Genomic DNA, 15,167 nt, shown 5'->3' with positions numbered 1-15,167 from the left:
GTCGGGGCCAGCCTGTTGAGGGCGAACGAGCGGGTACCGTAGGGAGCCGAGGCGCGGACATCACCAAGAAAAACACCACCCGGAAACGCCCGGCGGACGAGGTCAGCGAAGTGGTGTCCGGCCCCCGGGGGCCGGACCGCCCGATCAGGCTGGCCCCGACAGGCGACTCCCGCGCCGGACGGCAATAGCAAAACAAACCACGGCCATCCAACACGCAAGCCCAAACCCGCAGCCAGACAAACCCGCCAACCACCCTACCGCAAAGAAGACGCCCAGTCAGGCGTCAAGCATAAGCCTCGATAGGCAGGCAGGAACAAACCAGATTCCGATCGCCATAAGCATTATCGACCCGCGCGACAGGCGGCCAATACTTGCCATCCTTCAGCGATTCGAGCGGATAAGCCGCCTCTCGCCGCGTATAGTCGTGATGCCACTCATCGGCCATCAGCGTCGCCGCGGTATGCGGGGCATTGCGCAGCACGTTGTCATCACGATCCCGCTCGCCGCGCTCGATCTGCGCGATCTCCTCGCGTATCGCGATCATCGCGTCCACGAAGCGATCCAGTTCGGTCAGGCTTTCGGATTCCGTGGGTTCCACCATCAGCGTCCCCGCCACCGGAAAGCTCATGGTCGGCGCATGGAAGCCATAGTCGATCAAGCGCTTGGCGATATCCTCGGCCGACACGCCGCTGCTATCCTTCAACTCACGCACATCCAGGATGCATTCGTGCGCCACCCGCCCATTGCGTCCGCAGTACAGCACCGGATAATGGTCGCGCAAACGGTGCGCGATGTAGTTGGCGTTCAGGATCGCCACTTCCGTGGCGCGCAGCAAACCTTCGGCGCCCATCAGGGCGATATAGATGTAGGGAATCGGCAAGATCCCCGCCGACCCGAACGGCGCCGCCGACACCGGCCCCACCTTGGCGCCTTCGGGCAGCTTGCCGCCGGCATCCACCACGCCCGGCAGATACGGCGCCAGGTGGCCGCGCACCGCCACGGGCCCCACGCCCGGGCCGCCGCCGCCGTGCGGAATGCAGAAGGTCTTGTGCAGGTTCAAGTGCGACACATCGGAGCCGAACTTGCCCGGCTTCGCCAGCCCCACCATCGCGTTCATGTTCGCGCCATCCATGTACACCTGGCCGCCCGCCTTGTGCACAATGTCGCAGATCTCCGTCACCGCTTCCTCGAACACGCCATGCGTGGACGGATAGGTGATCATCAGCGCGGACAGGCGGTCCCCCACCTGCGCCACCTTCGCGCGCAGATCGGCCACGTCCACGTTGCCGTTGCTGTCCGACGCCACCACCACGACCTGCATACCGGCCAGTTGCGCCGACGCCGGGTTGGTGCCATGCGCGGACGACGGAATCAGGCAGACATTGCGCTGGTGCTGGCCATTGGCCTCGTGATAAGCGCGGATCGCGAGCAGGCCCGCATATTCGCCTTGCGCGCCGGAGTTCGGCTGCAGGCTGATCGCGTCGTAGCCCGTGATCTCGCACAAGGCGGCCGACAGCTTGTCGATCAGCGTGCGATAGCCGGCGGTCTGCGCCGCGGGGGCGAAGGGATGGATATGCGCGAACTCCGGCCAGGTGATCGGGATCATCTCGGCCGTGGCGTTCAGTTTCATGGTGCACGAGCCCAGCGGGATCATGCTGCGGTCCAGCGCCAGGTCCTTGTCCGCCAGCTTGCGCAGATAGCGCAGCATGTCGGTTTCCGACTGCACGCTGGAGAAGATGGGGTGCGACAGGATGTCGCCCTGGCGCGCGACGGACGCCGCAATGCCACCGGCGGCGCGCTTGTCCAGCGCATCGATATCCAGCGCGGCCGCGCCCTTGCCCAGGCCGCGCGCGAACACATCGGCCAGTTGGGCCAGGTCCGCATCGGTCACGGTTTCGTCCAGCGAGACCGCCACGTGTTCGCCGTCCACCGCGCGCAGGTTGATGCGCGCCGCGTCGGCGGCGGCGCGCACCGCCGCCGTGGCGCCGCCCGTACGTACCAGCAGCGTGTCGAAGAAACTGTCGTTGACCACCTTGGCGCCCAGGTCGTTCAGGGCCGTACGCAGGATGGCGGTAGCGCGCTGAACGCGCCGGGCGATGCGGTGGATGCCCGCGGGACCATGCCAGACCGCATACATGCCGGCCATCACCGCCAGCAAGACCTGCGCGGTGCAGATGTTGGACGTCGCCTTTTCGCGGCGGATGTGCTGCTCTCGCGTCTGCAGCGCCAGGCGCAGCGCATGGCCGCCCTGCGCGTCCTTGGACACGCCCACCAGGCGGCCCGGCATGTTGCGCTTGTACGCGTCCTTGCACGCCATGAACCCGGCGTGCGGGCCGCCGAAGCCGAAGGGAACGCCGAAGCGCTGGGCCGAACCCACCGCGATGTCGGCGCCCCACGCGCCCGGCGGCGCCAGCAGCGCCAGCGCCAGGAGGTCCGTCGCGCAGGCCACCACCGCGCCGGCCGCATGCGCCGCTTCAGCCAGCGCGCGATAGTCGGCCACGGCGCCCAGGCTGTGGGGATATTGCAGCAACACGCCGAAGCAGTCCGGCAGCCCGGCGGCCTCGTCGCCGACCACGATCTCGATATCCAGGCCTTCGGCGCGCGTGCGCACCACCTCGATGGTCTGCGGATGGCAGTGGCGGGAAACGAAAAAGACATTGCTGCGCGAGGTCGCGCCACGGCGAGCCAGCGTCATCGCTTCAGCCGCCGCGGTGCCTTCATCCAGCAAGGATGCATTGGCGATATCCAGCCCCGTCAGGTCGGCCACCATGGTCTGGTAGTTCAGCAGCGCTTCCAGCCGGCCCTGCGAGATCTCCGGCTGGTAGGGCGTGTAGGCCGTGTACCAGGCTGGGTTCTCCAGGATATTGCGCAGGATGACGTTGGGCGTGTGCGTGCCGTAATAGCCCTGGCCGATGTAGCTGCGGTAGACCTGGTTGGCGCCGGCGATATCGCGCAATTCGGCCAGCACGTCCGGTTCGCTGCGCGCCGGCGGCAGCGCCAGCGGTGCGAGGGTGCGGATGCGCGGCGGCACCACCTGGCCGATCAGCTCGTCCAGGCTGGCGACGCCCAGCAGCTGCAGCATGGCGGCCTGGTCGGCGTCCGAAGGACCAATATGGCGGGGAATGAAATCGGTATGCGTGTCGAGGGGGCGCGACATGGTGTCTCTTGAAAAGTGGCCTTACAGGGCTTCGTAGCCGGCGGCGTCCAGCAGCTTGTCCAGATCGGCGGCGTTGTCCGGTTTGATCTTGAAAATCCAGGCGGTGTAGGCACCGCTGTTGATCTGCGCGGGATCGGCTTCCAGCGCATCGTTGAAGGCAACGATCTCGCCGGCGACCGGTGCATAGATGTCGGATGCCGCCTTGACGGATTCCACCACGCCGGCGGTATCGCCCGCGGCCAGCTTGGCGCCGACCTTGACGTCGCCGACGAAAACGAGATCACCCAGTTGTTCCTGGGCCTGGTCGGTGATGCCGACGACGAATACGTCGCCCTCGGCTTTCACCCATTCATGCGATTCGGTGTACTTGCGGTCGGTAGGCAGGCTCATGGAAGCAGCTCCTAAGAATTCAAAAACCGTATGGAAGGATGGGTAGAGAAGACATGCGCGCCCTGCCCCTGCGCGGCGTGCGCCGGCACGGGCATCGCCAGTTTACGGTTGTTCGACCGCTTTTCCGTGACGGACGAAGGGTAATTTGCATACCGTCGCGGGCACCCATTTGCCGCGGATATCCACTTGCACCGTATCGCCGGGGTTGACTCCCACGGGCATGCGCGCGAAGGCGATCGATACGCCCAGCGTGGGCGACATCGTGCCGCTGGTGATTTCCCCATCCCCGTGGGCCGTGCGTACCGCCATGTGGGCGCGCATGACGCCGCGTTCGTTCAGTTTCAATCCGAGGAAAGCGGCGGGGGTGGGAAACTGCTCGATGGCGGAGCGGCCGATGAAGCCGCGCGCCGGATCCTTCAGCGAAACGGTCCAGCTCAGGCCGGCCTGCGCGGGCTGGGTAACCTCGTCCATGTCCTGGCCGTAGAGGTTCATGCCGGCTTCCAGGCGCAGCGTATCGCGCGCGCCCAGGCCGCAGGGACGCACGCCCTGCGCCGCCAGGTCGTTCCAGAGGGCCACCACTTCCGTGGCGGGCAGCACGATCTCGAAGCCGTCCTCGCCGGTGTAGCCGGTACGCGCGACCAGGGTTTCGGGCTCGAAGCGCGCCGCGGTGAACGGTGTCAGGGCTTCCGTATCCGTCTTCCATGCGGGACGCGCCGCCCAGACCTTGGCGCGCGCGTTCGGCCCCTGCACGGCGACCATGGACAAGTCGCGGCGCGGGGCGATGGCCACGGCCAGGCGGCAGGCGATGGCGATGCGCTGCATCCAGGCGATGTCCTTGTCGGCGGTGGCCGCATTGACGACCACCCGCCAGCGGTCGGGCGCGAAGAAGTAGACGATCAGGTCGTCGATCACGCCGCCTTCCGGATTGAGCATGCAGCTGTACAGGGCCTTGCCCGGCGTGCCCGTCAGCTTCGCGACATCGTTGGCGATCAGGCGGCGCAGGAAGGCCATGGCGTCGGCCCCCGTTACGTCGACGTTAAGCATGTGCGAGACGTCGAACATGCCGGCGTCCCGCCGCACGGCATGATGCTCTTCCAGCTGCGAGCCGTAGGCCAGCGGCATGTTCCACCCGCCGAAGTCGACCATGCGTGCGCCGGCGTCGATGTGCGTCTGCGCCAGGGGGGTGTTTTTCAGGGAATTCGACATGGGAGGCTCCGGACAGCGACGGCAAGGGGTAGCGGAATACCGGCCTGGATGCGGAACGCCCCGTGACCGGCTGTGTTTCCGCCCCTCTGTCCTTTTGCCTGAGAGTTGCCCCGCGTTGACGGGTTTGCACCTTCGGCGTCCGGTCGCATCGCGCATCGCGCGGATGGCCGGCTCTCTCCAGAGCGCTGTGTTCGCCCGGGCGCCGGGTGCGGCGCGGCCTGGGCAAGGCATGCTGCGGTATGGGTTGCCTGAGCGATTCCGGGCGAATTGCGCCTTCGGCGGCGGCGCGCCTGCGGCGGCCGCTCTCTCCCGCACGATGCGTGACAGCGTGGCGAAGGATACAACTCAGGCCAGGGCGGTGTCCAGCAGCATCATGAGCACGAAGCCCAGCATCAGGCCGCCCGTGGCATAGACTTCATGGCCCTTGCGATGCGATTCGGGGATGATTTCGTGGCTGATGACGAACAGCATGGCGCCGGCCGCGAAGCCCAGGCCCCAGGGCAGCAGCACCGTGGACCAGGTCATTACGGCGGCGCCGGCCAACGCGCCGACCGGCTCGATCAGGCCCGAGGTCATGCCCAGGATAACGGAGAAGACGCGGCCATACCCCGCCGCCAGCAGCGCGACGGCGATGACCAGGCCTTCCGGCACGTCCTGGATCGCGATGCCGGTGGCCAGGGCACCGGCGCGCATGGGGTCGGTGCCGCCGAAGCCCACGCCGATGGCCAGGCCTTCCGGCAGGTTGTGCAGCATGACCGCGAAGACGAACAGCCAGGTGCGCTTGAGCAGGCGGCCGTCGTGGCCCTCCCGCCCCTTGATGAAATGCTCGTGCGGCACGGTATGCTCGAGCCACAGCAACGCTGCCGCCCCCAGCAGGATGGCCGCGCCCACGGTGAGCCCCGCCGCCCAGGGGCCCGCGCCCAGGTCCTTCGCTGCCTGGATGCCCGGCGTGACCAGCGAAAAGGCGCTGGCGGCCAGCATGACACCGGCGCCGAAGCCGAACATGGAGTCCTGCACCCGGTCGGACAATCGTTGGGAAAAGACCACCGGCAAGGTGCCCGCGGCCGTGGCGCCCGCCGCGATCAGCCCGCCCAGCCAGGCGTTGGCGACCTGCGGATAGTCGTCGCGCAATGCCACCCACAGGGCCCATGCGCCCAGGGCGCCCAGAACGGGCACGATGATCATCAGGGCCTTGCCGGCGCCGGCCTCGGCCAGCGAACGGATGTGTGTGTTCATAGCGCGTCCTTCGTCGTGTGGCGACGCAGACAGCAAAAAGCGCGCCGCTTACAGCGCCTTGCCGCAGGCGACGCCGGACGCCCAGGCCCACTGGAAGTTGTAGCCGCCCAGCCACCCGGTGACGTCCACCGCCTCGCCGATGAAGTGCAGGCCTGGAATGCCGCGTGCCTGCATGCTTTTCTGGTCCAGGCCGCGGGTATCGACGCCGCCCCGCATGACCTCGGCCTTTTTGTAGCCCGCCGTGCCGGTCGGCACAAGCGTCCAGGCATGTATGCCCTGGGCCAGCGCGCGCAGCGTCTTGTCCGGGATATCGGCTAGGCGCGCGGCGGCCAGCGGCTGGCCGCGGGCATCGACGGCATCGCACAGCCATTGCTCCGCCAGCCTGCGCGGCCACAGCGCCGCCAGGGCCGTACCGAGCTGCTGGCGGCCGCCGGACTTGGCATGGATCAGCTCGTCCGCCAGGTCGCGGCCGCTGGCCAGGTCCAGCGTCACGGCTTGGCCGGGATTCCAATAGCTGGAGATCTGCAGGATGCCCGGTCCCGACAGGCCCCGATGGGTGAACAGCACGTCTTCCAGGAATTCGCCGGCGCCGCTGCGCACCGCGGCTTCCAGGGCAACGCCGGACAAGGCCGCGAAAGGGGCCCACTGCGCGGCGTCGAAGGTCAGCGGCACCAGCGCCGGCCGCGGCTCGACGACCTTCAAGCCGAACTGCCGCGCCACTTTCAACGCATAGTCGGTCGCCCCCAGCTGCGGAATCGCCATGCCGCCGGTGGCCAGGACCAGCTTGGCCGCGCGCAGCACGCCTTGGCCGTCGGTACGCAGCTCGAAGCTCTCGTCGGCCGACCGCCCGATGTCGGCCACGGTGCAGGGCATGCGCCACTGCACGTTGCCGGCATCGCATTCGGCGCGCAGCACGTCGATGACCGCTTCGCTGGATTCGTCGCAGAACAGCTGGCCGCGATGCTTTTCATGCCAGGAGACACGGTAGCGGCGCAGCAAGTCCAGGAAATCGCGCGGCCCGTAGCCGGCCAGCGCGGACCGGCAGAAGTGCGGGTTTTCCGACAGGAAGTTCGCCGGGCCGGTGCCGGTATTGGTGAAGTTGCAGCGGCCGCCGCCGGAAATGCGGATTTTTTCCGCGAGCCGGTCGGCGTGGTCGATCAGCACGACCCGCAGGCCGCGCTGGCCGGCCACCGCGGCGCACATCATGCCCGCGGCGCCGGCGCCGATGATGGCGACGTCGAACATCCGGAATGCGAGCCTAGCGGGTCTGCTCTTCCTTCAGGCAATCGACGTAATAGCGCACCTGGCCATCGTCGTCCACGTCCTCCGCCAGGCCGTGGATGTCGGTTTCGAAGCCCGGGAAACGTTCGTTGAAGGCGCGCGCGAATTGCAGATACTGCACGATGGTGCGGTTGAAGCGTTCGCCCGGGATCAGCAACGGGATGCCCGGCGGGTACGGGGTCAGCAGCACGCCGGTGACACGCCCTTCCAGGTTTTCGATGGCCACGCGTTCCACCTGGCGGTGCGCCATGCGCGCGAACGCATCGGACGGCTTGAGCGCCGGCACCATGTCGCTCAGGTACATCTCGGTGGTGAGCCGCGCCACGTCGCTCTCGCGATAGGCTTCGTGTATCTGCTGGCACAGGTCGCGCAGGCCGATGCGCTCGTACTGGCGGTGGTCGCGGCAGAATTCCGGCAGGATGCGCCACATCGGCTGGTTGCGGTCGTAGTCATCCTTGAACTGCTGCAAGGCCGTCAGCAAGGTGTTCCAGCGTCCCTTGGTGATGCCGATGGTGAACAGGATGAAGAAGGAATACAGCCCGGTCTTTTCGACCACCACACCGTGTTCGGTCAGGTACTTGGAGACCAGGGCGGCGGGAATGCCCGTTTCACCGAAACTGCCGGAAATATCCAGGCCCGGCGTGATGATGGTGGCCTTGATGGGGTCCAGCATGTTGAAGCCGTCGGCGATATCGCCGAAGCCGTGCCAGTGATCGCCCGACTCCAGCAGCCATTCGTCGCGGTTGCCGATGCCGTCGGACACCAGGCGGTTGGGGCCCCAGACCTTGAACCACCAGTCGTTGCGGCCGAACTCAGACTCCACCTTGCGCATGGCGCGGCGGAAATCCATGGCCTCGCGGATGCTTTCCTCGACCAGGGCCGTGCCGCCGGGCGGCTCCATCATGGCGGCCGCGACGTCGCAGGACGCGATGATCGCGTATTGCGGCGACGTCGACGTGTGCATCAGATAGGCTTCGTTGAAGATGTTGCGGTCCAGCTTGCGGGTCTTGGATTCCTGCACGATGATCTGCGACGCCTGCGAAATGCCGGCCAGCAGCTTGTGCGTGGAGTGCGTGGCGAACACCATGGCGGAATCGCTGCGCGGGCGTCCCTGCCCGATGGCGTGCATGTCCTGGTAGAACTCGTGGAAGGCCGCGTGCGGCAGCCACGCTTCGTCGAAATGCAGCGTGTCGACGTAGTCGCCCAGCTTCGCCTTGATCATTTCGACGTTGTAGATCACCCCGTCATAGGTGCTTTGCGTCAGCGTCAGGATGCGCGGCTTCTTGTCCTTCGCCTCGCGCGCGAAGGGGTTCGCCTCGATCTTCTTCAGGATGCTCTCGGGCTCGAATTCCTCGATGGGAATGGGCCCGATGATGCCCAGGTGGTTGCGCGTGGGGCGCAGGAAGACGGGAATCGCGCCCGTCATCGTGATGGCGTGCAGGATGGACTTGTGGCAGTTGCGGTCCACCACCACCACGTCGCCGGCGGCGACGTTGGCGTGCCACACGACCTTGTTGGAGGTCGACGTGCCGTTGGTGACGAAGTAGCAATGATCGGCGTGGAAGATGCGCGCGGCGTTCAGCTCCGATTCCGCCACGGGGCCGGTGTGGTCCAGCAGCTGGCCCAGTTCGTCAACGGCATTGCAGACGTCGGCGCGCAGCATGTTCTCGCCGAAGAACTGGTGGAACATCTGGCCCACCGGGCTCTTCAGGAAAGCCACGCCGCCCGAGTGCCCCGGGCAGTGCCAGGAATACGAACCGTCCTGCGCGTACTTGACCAGTTCGCGGAAGAAGGGCGGCGGCAGGCCGTCCACGTAGGCGCGCGCCTCGCGGATGATGTGGCGCGCGACGAATTCCGGCGTGTCCTCGAACATGTGGATGAAGCCGTGCAGTTCGCGCAGGATGTCGTTGGGGATGTGCTGCGACGTGCGCGTCTCGCCGTACAGATAAATGGGGATGTCGGCGTTGCGAAAGCGCAGCTCGCCGATGAAGGTCCGCAGGTTCTTGATGGCACTGGCCACGTCTTCCGGCGAATCGACGTCGAACTCCTCATCGTCGATCGACAGGATGAAGGCGCTGGCCCGGCTTTGCTGCTGCGCGAAGGAGCTCAGGTCGCCATAGCTCGTGACGCCCAGCACTTCCACGCCTTCGGCCTCGATCGCCGACGCGAGCGCGCGTATGCCCAGCCCCGAGGCGTTCTCGGAACGATAATCTTCATCGATGATGACAATGGGAAACCGGAATTTCATGCGGGGGACTCCTGCGGGGTAGGGCCTAAAGCCGACGCGAGTGTACTGCGTACGCGCGACGCGGGCGTTGCGCCGCCGCATGGCTGGCGGATCGGGGTCGGGACGCATCCGGCGTACCTGCCGATACGTTACAGTTGAGCATGCCGCCCACTGACACCGAATCCCCACTTGTCCGCCGCCTTACCGCCGAAGACGCGGCTGCCTTCCACGCGCTTCGCCTGCATGCCTTGCAGGAATCCCCCACCGCCTTCGGCGCGAACCTGGAAGACGAACGGCGGTACACGCCCGAAGTCGTCGCGGGATGGATCGCGCCGCTCGATCCCGCACGCGGCGGCGGCGTCGGCGCCTTCCACGGGGCGACGCTGGTCGGAATGGCATGCGTCCGGCGCGCGGCGGGCGAAACGGAAGGCCACAAGGCGTCGCTGGTCTCGGTGTACGTGGCGCCGGCCCATCGCGGCGCCGGGATCTCGGCGCACCTGATCAACGCCGCGATCGAACTGGCGCGCGACATGCCAGGGGTGCGGCGGATAAACCTGTCGGTGACCGTCGGCAACACGGCGGCACTGGCGCTCTATCGGCGCCTGGGCTTCGAAATCTATGGGCGCGAGAAGGAAGCCCTGTACGTCGCCGGCGCGTACCACGACGAATACCTGATGACGATGGCACCACGGGGGCTGGCCTACGCCGCCGTGGGAGAAGAGGATTTCGACGTGCTGGCGGACCTGCGGATCGCCGCGATGCGCGAGAGCCTGGAACGCGTGGGACGCTTCGACCCGGAGCGCGCCCGGCAGCGACTGCGGGCGACGTACGCGCCGCGAGACACGCTGGCCATCCTGCTGGACGGGACGCGTATCGGGTTCTACACGCTGCGGCGGGATGACGGCGCGCTGAAGCTGGATCACCTGTACATCGCACCCGGCCACCAGGGCATGGGCTTGGGCGCGGCGGTCCTGCGGCGCATCTTCGAGCGCGCCGATGCGCTGGGGGTGCCGGTGCGGCTGGGTGCGCTGCGCGACAGCGCCTCGAACCGCTTCTACCAGCGGCACGGCTTCGTGCAGACGGGCGAAGATGCCTGGGATATCTATTACGAACGCGCGCCGGGGGCGCCCGGCGGCTCGGGCCTGGACGCCGGCGCATCGGCATAGGCGCGGCTAGCTCGCGTTGTCCTTCAACACATCGCCAATCACATTGCTGACGAACTCCATCGCGGCCACAACGCGCGGCACCCTGCGCAAGTCCTCGTGCACGATCAGCCAAACGTCGCGCCTCAGGGCCGGCCCGGCGCTATCGACGCGAACCAGGCGTCGGTCACGATCGCCGGCAAAAAAAGGCAAGCCCACGATCCCCGCGCCGGCCGCCGCGGCCGCCTGCTGGATTTCCAGATGGTTGCTGGACAGCACGATGGGCCTGCCATTGGCGTGAGCCTTCAACCATACCTGTTGCGGCGATTGCTCCATGCTTTCATCGTAGGCAAGGAACGTCCAATCCGCCGACGTGCATTCCTCCAGGTAGGCCGGTGACGCGTACAGCCAGAACGGAATGCTCCCCAACTTCCGCACGACCAGCGCGGAACCCGTCGGCCGGCTCAGGCGTATGGCCAGATCGGCTTCGCCCTGGGTCAGCGACGCGGTGCGGGTCTCCGTGATGATGTGCAGCCGTAGCCCTGGGTGCTTTTTCCTTAGCTCACCGAGCCTGGGCGCGATCAGGTTCAATGTCAGCATCGGCGGCGCGCTTAGCGAGACATCGCCCAGGACGCCCTGCTGTCCGGCCTCGGCCACCCGCGTGATCGCGTGCGCCGCTTCTTCCATCCCGGCGCCCAGGCGGGCAATGGTTTCGCCATCGGAAGTAGGGAGGTACGACCGCGTCCGGCGATCCACCAGCTTCAATTTCAGGTCGCGCTCCAGCGAGGCGATGCGGCGCGCGATGGTTGCGTGCTCGACTTGCAACTCGCGCGCGGCCGCCGACAGAGACCTTTGCCGCATGAAAACCGCGAATACATGCAGGTCTTCCCAGTCGATCATGGGAAATTTTTCACATTTGAGGTGAGCCGATGGGGAATTTACCATGCCATGGAGCAGGACGATGATGCCTGCATCGACCCGGCGCAAGCCCGGCCATCCAGCCCAGGGAGGGCACCATGAAGACCCTAGTCATCGCGGTACACCCGGATCTCGGAGAGTCCCGCATACACAGCGCCTGGTTGACCGTGCTGCGCGCGGCCCGGGACCCGGACATCACCATCCACACACTGTACGCGCGGTATCCTGACGGGAACATCGATGTGCCGCGCGAACAGGCACTGCTGCGCGACCACGATCGCATCGTTTTTCAGTTCCCCCTCTACTGGTACAGCTCGCCCCCGCTGCTGAAGAAATGGTTCGACGAAGTACTGGCCTACGGATGGGCATACGGCCCCGCCGGCCACGCGCTGGAAGGCAAGGAGTTCGGCATCGCGATTTCGGCCTTCACCCCCAGCACGGCTTACCAGCACGATGGCTCCGTTGGACACACCATCGAGGAATTGACCTGGCCTTTTGAAGCAACCGTGCATCGCGTAGGCGGGATTTTCCTGCCGCCGTTCGTCCTGACGGGCGTGGCGCACGTGACCGATGCGGAACTGGCCGCCAGCGGCGTGTCGTATCTGCATTATCTGACCACCTATTACCGCGACCGGATAGCCGCATGAGCCACGCAAACATACTGAGCGCGACGACCACCACGAAATCGCGTGGTCCCATGTGGGGCGCAGCCGGAACGGTGGCAGCGGTATTCATGCTATCGAACTCGCCCACGCCTCTTTATGAACACTGGCGCACGCAGTTGAACTTCTCGTCGGGCACGCTGACCGTGATATTCGCCGTGTACATCGCGAGCCTGCTCGGGACGCTGCTGGTCGCGGGCCAGCTGTCGGATCGTTATGGGCGCAAGCCGGTACTGCTGCCCGGGCTGTTGGCCGCGCTGCTGGCCTGCCTGCTTTTCTCTGGCGCGGAATCGGTGGCTGCCCTCGGGGCGGCGCGCCTGCTTGCCGGCATTGCGGTGGGCGTCGTCGTGACGGCCGGCATGGCCGCGGTGGCTGATCTCGGCGGTGAGGCACGCACCCGGCAGGCCGCCTTGCTGGCGTCGGTGGCGATGGTTTTCGGCGCAGGTCTCGGGCCCTTGCTGTCCGGAGCGGTGGCGCAGGACATGCAAAGGCCCGTGGCGATTGTCTTTGGCGTGCAGGCATTGGTGTTGATCAGCGCGATCATTGTGGTTCTTTTCCTGCCGATGCGTCGCCCTGCCCGGCGCGATCGCGCTGCCTGGACACTGCGCCTGCCGTCCGTTCCCCGCGACGCGCGGCGCCATCTTGTCCTGGGTATCAGCGTATTCGGGCCCGGCATCACCGCGACATCGTTCGTCCTGTCGCTGGGCCCGTCGCTGCTCTCGCGTTTATTGCATGTCCACAGTCCCTTGATTGCCGGGGGCATGGCCTGCGCCATGTTCCTGGCCGCGACCGGCTCGCAATTCGCTGCACGGCGACTGTCGGTACGTGGGATTCTGCTGAGCGGCGCGGCCGCCACGGTACTGGCGATGTTCAGCCTCGCGCTGGCGGTGAACGGAGCGATTGCTCTCGCGCTGCTTATCGCCGCGCTGTTGGCCGGCGCGGGCCAGGGCTTGGGCCAATTGGGCGGCCTGACGCTGATCGGCCTGAATATCCGTGGAAGCCGCCGCGCCGAAGCGAATGCCGTATTGAATATCGCTGGATATATCCCGGCCGGCTTACTGCCGGTCGCGACCGGTTATCTGGTGGACATTGCCGGGATGCCCGTCGCGGTTACCGTATTCGCGTCCGCGGTGGCCACGGCGGCGCTGGCCGGCGGGCTGCTCGTATGGCGCGAACCGGCCTCGCCACGGCCGTCCTAGGGTAAGGCCGAAGTCCCTTTCGGGGCGCGCCGTGGCAGGCTACGGCTGCGCCGCCGCCTTCGCGGCGCGCGCCGCTTTTATCGAACCTACCCAGGAAACCACCATGCCCGCGTTTTCACGGCGCTCCGCCCTTCGTTTCGCCCGCCTTCCCGGCCTGCTGGCCACGGCCATGCTGATGGCGGTCTCGGCGCAAGCCGCCACGACCCTGCAGATGACCACCGAATATCCGGCCACCTCCATGCCGGGACTGGGAATATCGACCTTTGCCGAGCAGGTGAAGGAAAAATCCCACGGGAATATCGTCGTCGAAACCAGTTTCGATGCGTCCAAGGGCTACAAGTCGGCCGATATGGTGGATGCGGTCCAGGCGCGCAAGGTGGATGCCGCCGATGCCTTCGCCGGGGGCTTGGCAAACAAATATCCGATCTTCGGCGTGTCGTCGCTGCCCTTCCTGGCCGACTCGCTGGACAATGCGCGCGCCTTGCGCGACGCCGCGCGGCCGGCTTACGCCCGGTTCCTGGCCGCGCATGGCCAGAAACTGCTGTACACCACGCCGTGGCCGCCTTCCGGCATCTGGTCCAAGGCGCCGATCAAGACGGTGGCGGACCTGAAGGCGCTTTCGATCCGCACCTACGACGACGTTTCGCAGGCCACCATGACGCGCGCCGGCGCCAAGGCGGCGAATATTTCCTTCGCGGACGCCATGCCGCGCCTGGCATCCGGCGAAGTAAACGCGGTGCTGTCCTCGGGCGATGGCGGCGCCGGGCGCAAGCTTTGGCAATACCTGCCCTACTTCACCGAGGTCAACTACGCGATGCCACTGTCCATCGCGACGATCAACCTGGACGCCTATGAGGCCCTGGATGCCGCCGGCCGCCAGGCCGTGGACCAGGCCGCCGCGGCGACCGAAGCCGAACAGTGGAAGCGCATGGAAGGCCGACTGGAGGAAAACCGCGCCAACATGCGCAAGAACGGCGTGACGATAGAGTCGACGGTTCCGGCCGCGGTGCAGCAAGCGCTGCACGCCGCGGCATCCGGTGCGCTGGCCGATTGGCAAGATCGCACGGGAGCGGACGGCAAGGCCATCCTGGACCGGTACAAAGCCCGATAAGCGGACGAATGGTGCCCGCGGTGCTTGGGGTGCCGCCGGTGCCCGTGGTTGCGGCGGCCGCGCGGCCGCCGCTCAGGTCTTCGGCAGCGTGACGCCCAGCTGGCCCTGGTATTTGCCGCCACGGTCACGGTACGAGGTTTCGCAGACCTCGTCGCTTTCCAGGAACAGCATCTGGGCGCACCCTTCGCCGGCATAGATCTTGGCCGGCAGGGGCGTAGAGTTGGAAAATTCCAGCGTGACGTGGCCTTCCCATTCCGGTTCCAGCGGCGTGACGTTGACGATGATGCCGCAGCGGGCGTAGGTGCTCTTGCCCAGGCAGATGGTCAGGACGCTGCGCGGGATGCGGAAATATTCCACCGTGCGCGCCAGCGCGAAGGAATTCGGCGGAATGATGCAGACATCGCCCGTGAAATCGACGAAGGATTTCTCGTCGAAATTCTTGGGATCGACGATGGTCGAATTGATGTTGGTGAATATCTTGAACTCGTTCGCGCAGCGCACGTCGTAGCCATAGCTGCTGGTGCCATAACTGACGATCCGGCCGCCGTTGGACTCGCGCACCTGGCCGGGCTCGAAGGGCTCGATCATGCCGTTAGCCGCGGCGCGCCGGATCCACAGGTCGCTCTTGATACTCATGG

The 15,167-nt window shown here is 66.5% G+C and carries 12 protein-coding genes and 2 riboswitches; of the genes, 4 read left to right on the top strand and 8 right to left on the bottom strand.

Annotated elements, in window-relative coordinates; genetic code table 11:
* Nucleotides 1–283: 283 nt before the first annotated feature.
* The 6 genes from gcvP to AKI39_RS02245 form a co-directional block, all read right to left on the bottom strand.
* Nucleotides 284–3,157: an aminomethyl-transferring glycine dehydrogenase gene (gene gcvP, locus AKI39_RS02270; RefSeq protein ID WP_066632051.1), complete on the bottom strand. Its 2,874-nt coding sequence runs from the start codon at nt 3,155–3,157 to the stop codon at nt 284–286.
* Nucleotides 3,158–3,178: 21 nt separating this feature from the next.
* Nucleotides 3,179–3,547, bottom strand: a complete 369-nt coding sequence (gene gcvH / locus AKI39_RS02265; protein ID WP_066632041.1) for a glycine cleavage system protein GcvH — start codon at nt 3,545–3,547, stop codon at nt 3,179–3,181.
* Between the two features lie 102 nt (nt 3,548–3,649).
* Entirely contained in the window at nt 3,650–4,753 is a 1,104-nt protein-coding gene (gcvT, locus tag AKI39_RS02260; protein ID WP_066632039.1) for a glycine cleavage system aminomethyltransferase GcvT, read from the bottom strand.
* A gap of 76 nt (nt 4,754–4,829) precedes the next feature.
* Nucleotides 4,830–4,944: riboswitch (glycine riboswitch) on the bottom strand.
* A gap of 34 nt (nt 4,945–4,978) precedes the next feature.
* Nucleotides 4,979–5,075, bottom strand: a riboswitch (glycine riboswitch).
* Between the two features lie 23 nt (nt 5,076–5,098).
* Nucleotides 5,099–5,989, bottom strand: coding sequence for a ZIP family metal transporter (locus AKI39_RS02255; RefSeq protein ID WP_066632037.1), 891 nt, complete (start codon nt 5,987–5,989; stop codon nt 5,099–5,101).
* Between the two features lie 48 nt (nt 5,990–6,037).
* Complete coding sequence (locus AKI39_RS02250; RefSeq protein WP_066632035.1) at nt 6,038–7,234, bottom strand: NAD(P)/FAD-dependent oxidoreductase; 1,197 nt, start codon at nt 7,232–7,234, stop codon at nt 6,038–6,040.
* Between the two features lie 13 nt (nt 7,235–7,247).
* Nucleotides 7,248–9,518, bottom strand: a complete 2,271-nt coding sequence (locus tag AKI39_RS02245; RefSeq protein WP_066632034.1) for an arginine/lysine/ornithine decarboxylase — start codon at nt 9,516–9,518, stop codon at nt 7,248–7,250.
* A gap of 140 nt (nt 9,519–9,658) precedes the next feature.
* On the opposite strand from AKI39_RS02245, the gene AKI39_RS25945 reads away from it, so the two are divergent.
* Entirely contained in the window at nt 9,659–10,663 is a 1,005-nt protein-coding gene (locus AKI39_RS25945; RefSeq protein ID WP_083228580.1) for a GNAT family N-acetyltransferase, read from the top strand.
* Nucleotides 10,664–10,669: 6 nt separating this feature from the next.
* Here the strand turns inward: AKI39_RS25945 and AKI39_RS02235 are convergent, their stop codons facing one another.
* Nucleotides 10,670–11,539, bottom strand: a complete 870-nt coding sequence (locus tag AKI39_RS02235; RefSeq protein WP_066632033.1) for a LysR family transcriptional regulator — start codon at nt 11,537–11,539, stop codon at nt 10,670–10,672.
* Between the two features lie 116 nt (nt 11,540–11,655).
* On the opposite strand from AKI39_RS02235, the gene AKI39_RS02230 reads away from it, so the two are divergent.
* From AKI39_RS02230 to AKI39_RS02220, 3 genes are all read left to right on the top strand, one after another.
* Nucleotides 11,656–12,204, top strand: a complete 549-nt coding sequence (locus AKI39_RS02230; RefSeq protein WP_066632031.1) for an NAD(P)H-dependent oxidoreductase — start codon at nt 11,656–11,658, stop codon at nt 12,202–12,204.
* The gene (locus AKI39_RS02225) at nt 12,201–13,418 is read left to right on the top strand and encodes an MFS transporter (protein WP_066632029.1); all 1,218 of its coding nucleotides are present in this window, start codon (nt 12,201–12,203) and stop codon (nt 13,416–13,418) included. The genes AKI39_RS02230 and AKI39_RS02225 overlap by 4 nt, the downstream gene beginning before the upstream one ends.
* A 169-nt stretch (nt 13,419–13,587) precedes the next feature.
* Nucleotides 13,588–14,529 (top strand): TRAP transporter substrate-binding protein, encoded by a 942-nt coding sequence (locus tag AKI39_RS02220; RefSeq protein WP_443103570.1) that lies wholly within the window; start codon nt 13,588–13,590, stop codon nt 14,527–14,529.
* 72 nt (nt 14,530–14,601) lie between these two features.
* Here the strand turns inward: AKI39_RS02220 and dcd are convergent, their stop codons facing one another.
* On the bottom strand, nt 14,602–15,165 hold the full coding sequence (dcd, locus tag AKI39_RS02215) for a dCTP deaminase (protein WP_066632028.1): 564 nt from the start codon (nt 15,163–15,165) through the stop codon (nt 14,602–14,604).
* Nucleotides 15,166–15,167 lie beyond the last annotated feature (2 nt).

Origin of the sequence: Bordetella sp. H567 (genome assembly GCF_001704295.1) — a bacterium.
GTDB lineage: Bacteria > Pseudomonadota > Gammaproteobacteria > Burkholderiales > Burkholderiaceae_B > Bordetella_C.
Note: the sequence above shows the minus strand (reverse complement) of the source record. Positions and strands in the feature narration are given on the sequence as shown.

What these genes read in the sequence shown, in the direction of transcription:
- gcvP (WP_066632051.1), bottom strand. Translation starts at nt 3,157, where the DNA reads ATGTCGCGCCCCCTCGACACGCATACCGATTTCATTCCCCGCCATATT.
- gcvH (WP_066632041.1), bottom strand. Translation starts at nt 3,547, where the DNA reads ATGAGCCTGCCTACCGACCGCAAGTACACCGAATCGCATGAATGGGTG.
- gcvT (WP_066632039.1), bottom strand. Translation starts at nt 4,753, where the DNA reads ATGTCGAATTCCCTGAAAAACACCCCCCTGGCGCAGACGCACATCGAC.
- AKI39_RS02255 (WP_066632037.1), bottom strand. Translation starts at nt 5,989, where the DNA reads ATGAACACACACATCCGTTCGCTGGCCGAGGCCGGCGCCGGCAAGGCC.
- AKI39_RS02250 (WP_066632035.1), bottom strand. Translation starts at nt 7,234, where the DNA reads ATGTTCGACGTCGCCATCATCGGCGCCGGCGCCGCGGGCATGATGTGC.
- AKI39_RS02245 (WP_066632034.1), bottom strand. Translation starts at nt 9,518, where the DNA reads ATGAAATTCCGGTTTCCCATTGTCATCATCGATGAAGATTATCGTTCC.
- AKI39_RS25945 (WP_083228580.1), top strand. Translation starts at nt 9,659, where the DNA reads ATGCCGCCCACTGACACCGAATCCCCACTTGTCCGCCGCCTTACCGCC.
- AKI39_RS02235 (WP_066632033.1), bottom strand. Translation starts at nt 11,539, where the DNA reads ATGATCGACTGGGAAGACCTGCATGTATTCGCGGTTTTCATGCGGCAA.
- AKI39_RS02230 (WP_066632031.1), top strand. Translation starts at nt 11,656, where the DNA reads ATGAAGACCCTAGTCATCGCGGTACACCCGGATCTCGGAGAGTCCCGC.
- AKI39_RS02225 (WP_066632029.1), top strand. Translation starts at nt 12,201, where the DNA reads ATGAGCCACGCAAACATACTGAGCGCGACGACCACCACGAAATCGCGT.
- AKI39_RS02220 (WP_443103570.1), top strand. Translation starts at nt 13,588, where the DNA reads ATGCTGATGGCGGTCTCGGCGCAAGCCGCCACGACCCTGCAGATGACC.
- dcd (WP_066632028.1), bottom strand. Translation starts at nt 15,165, where the DNA reads ATGAGTATCAAGAGCGACCTGTGGATCCGGCGCGCCGCGGCTAACGGC.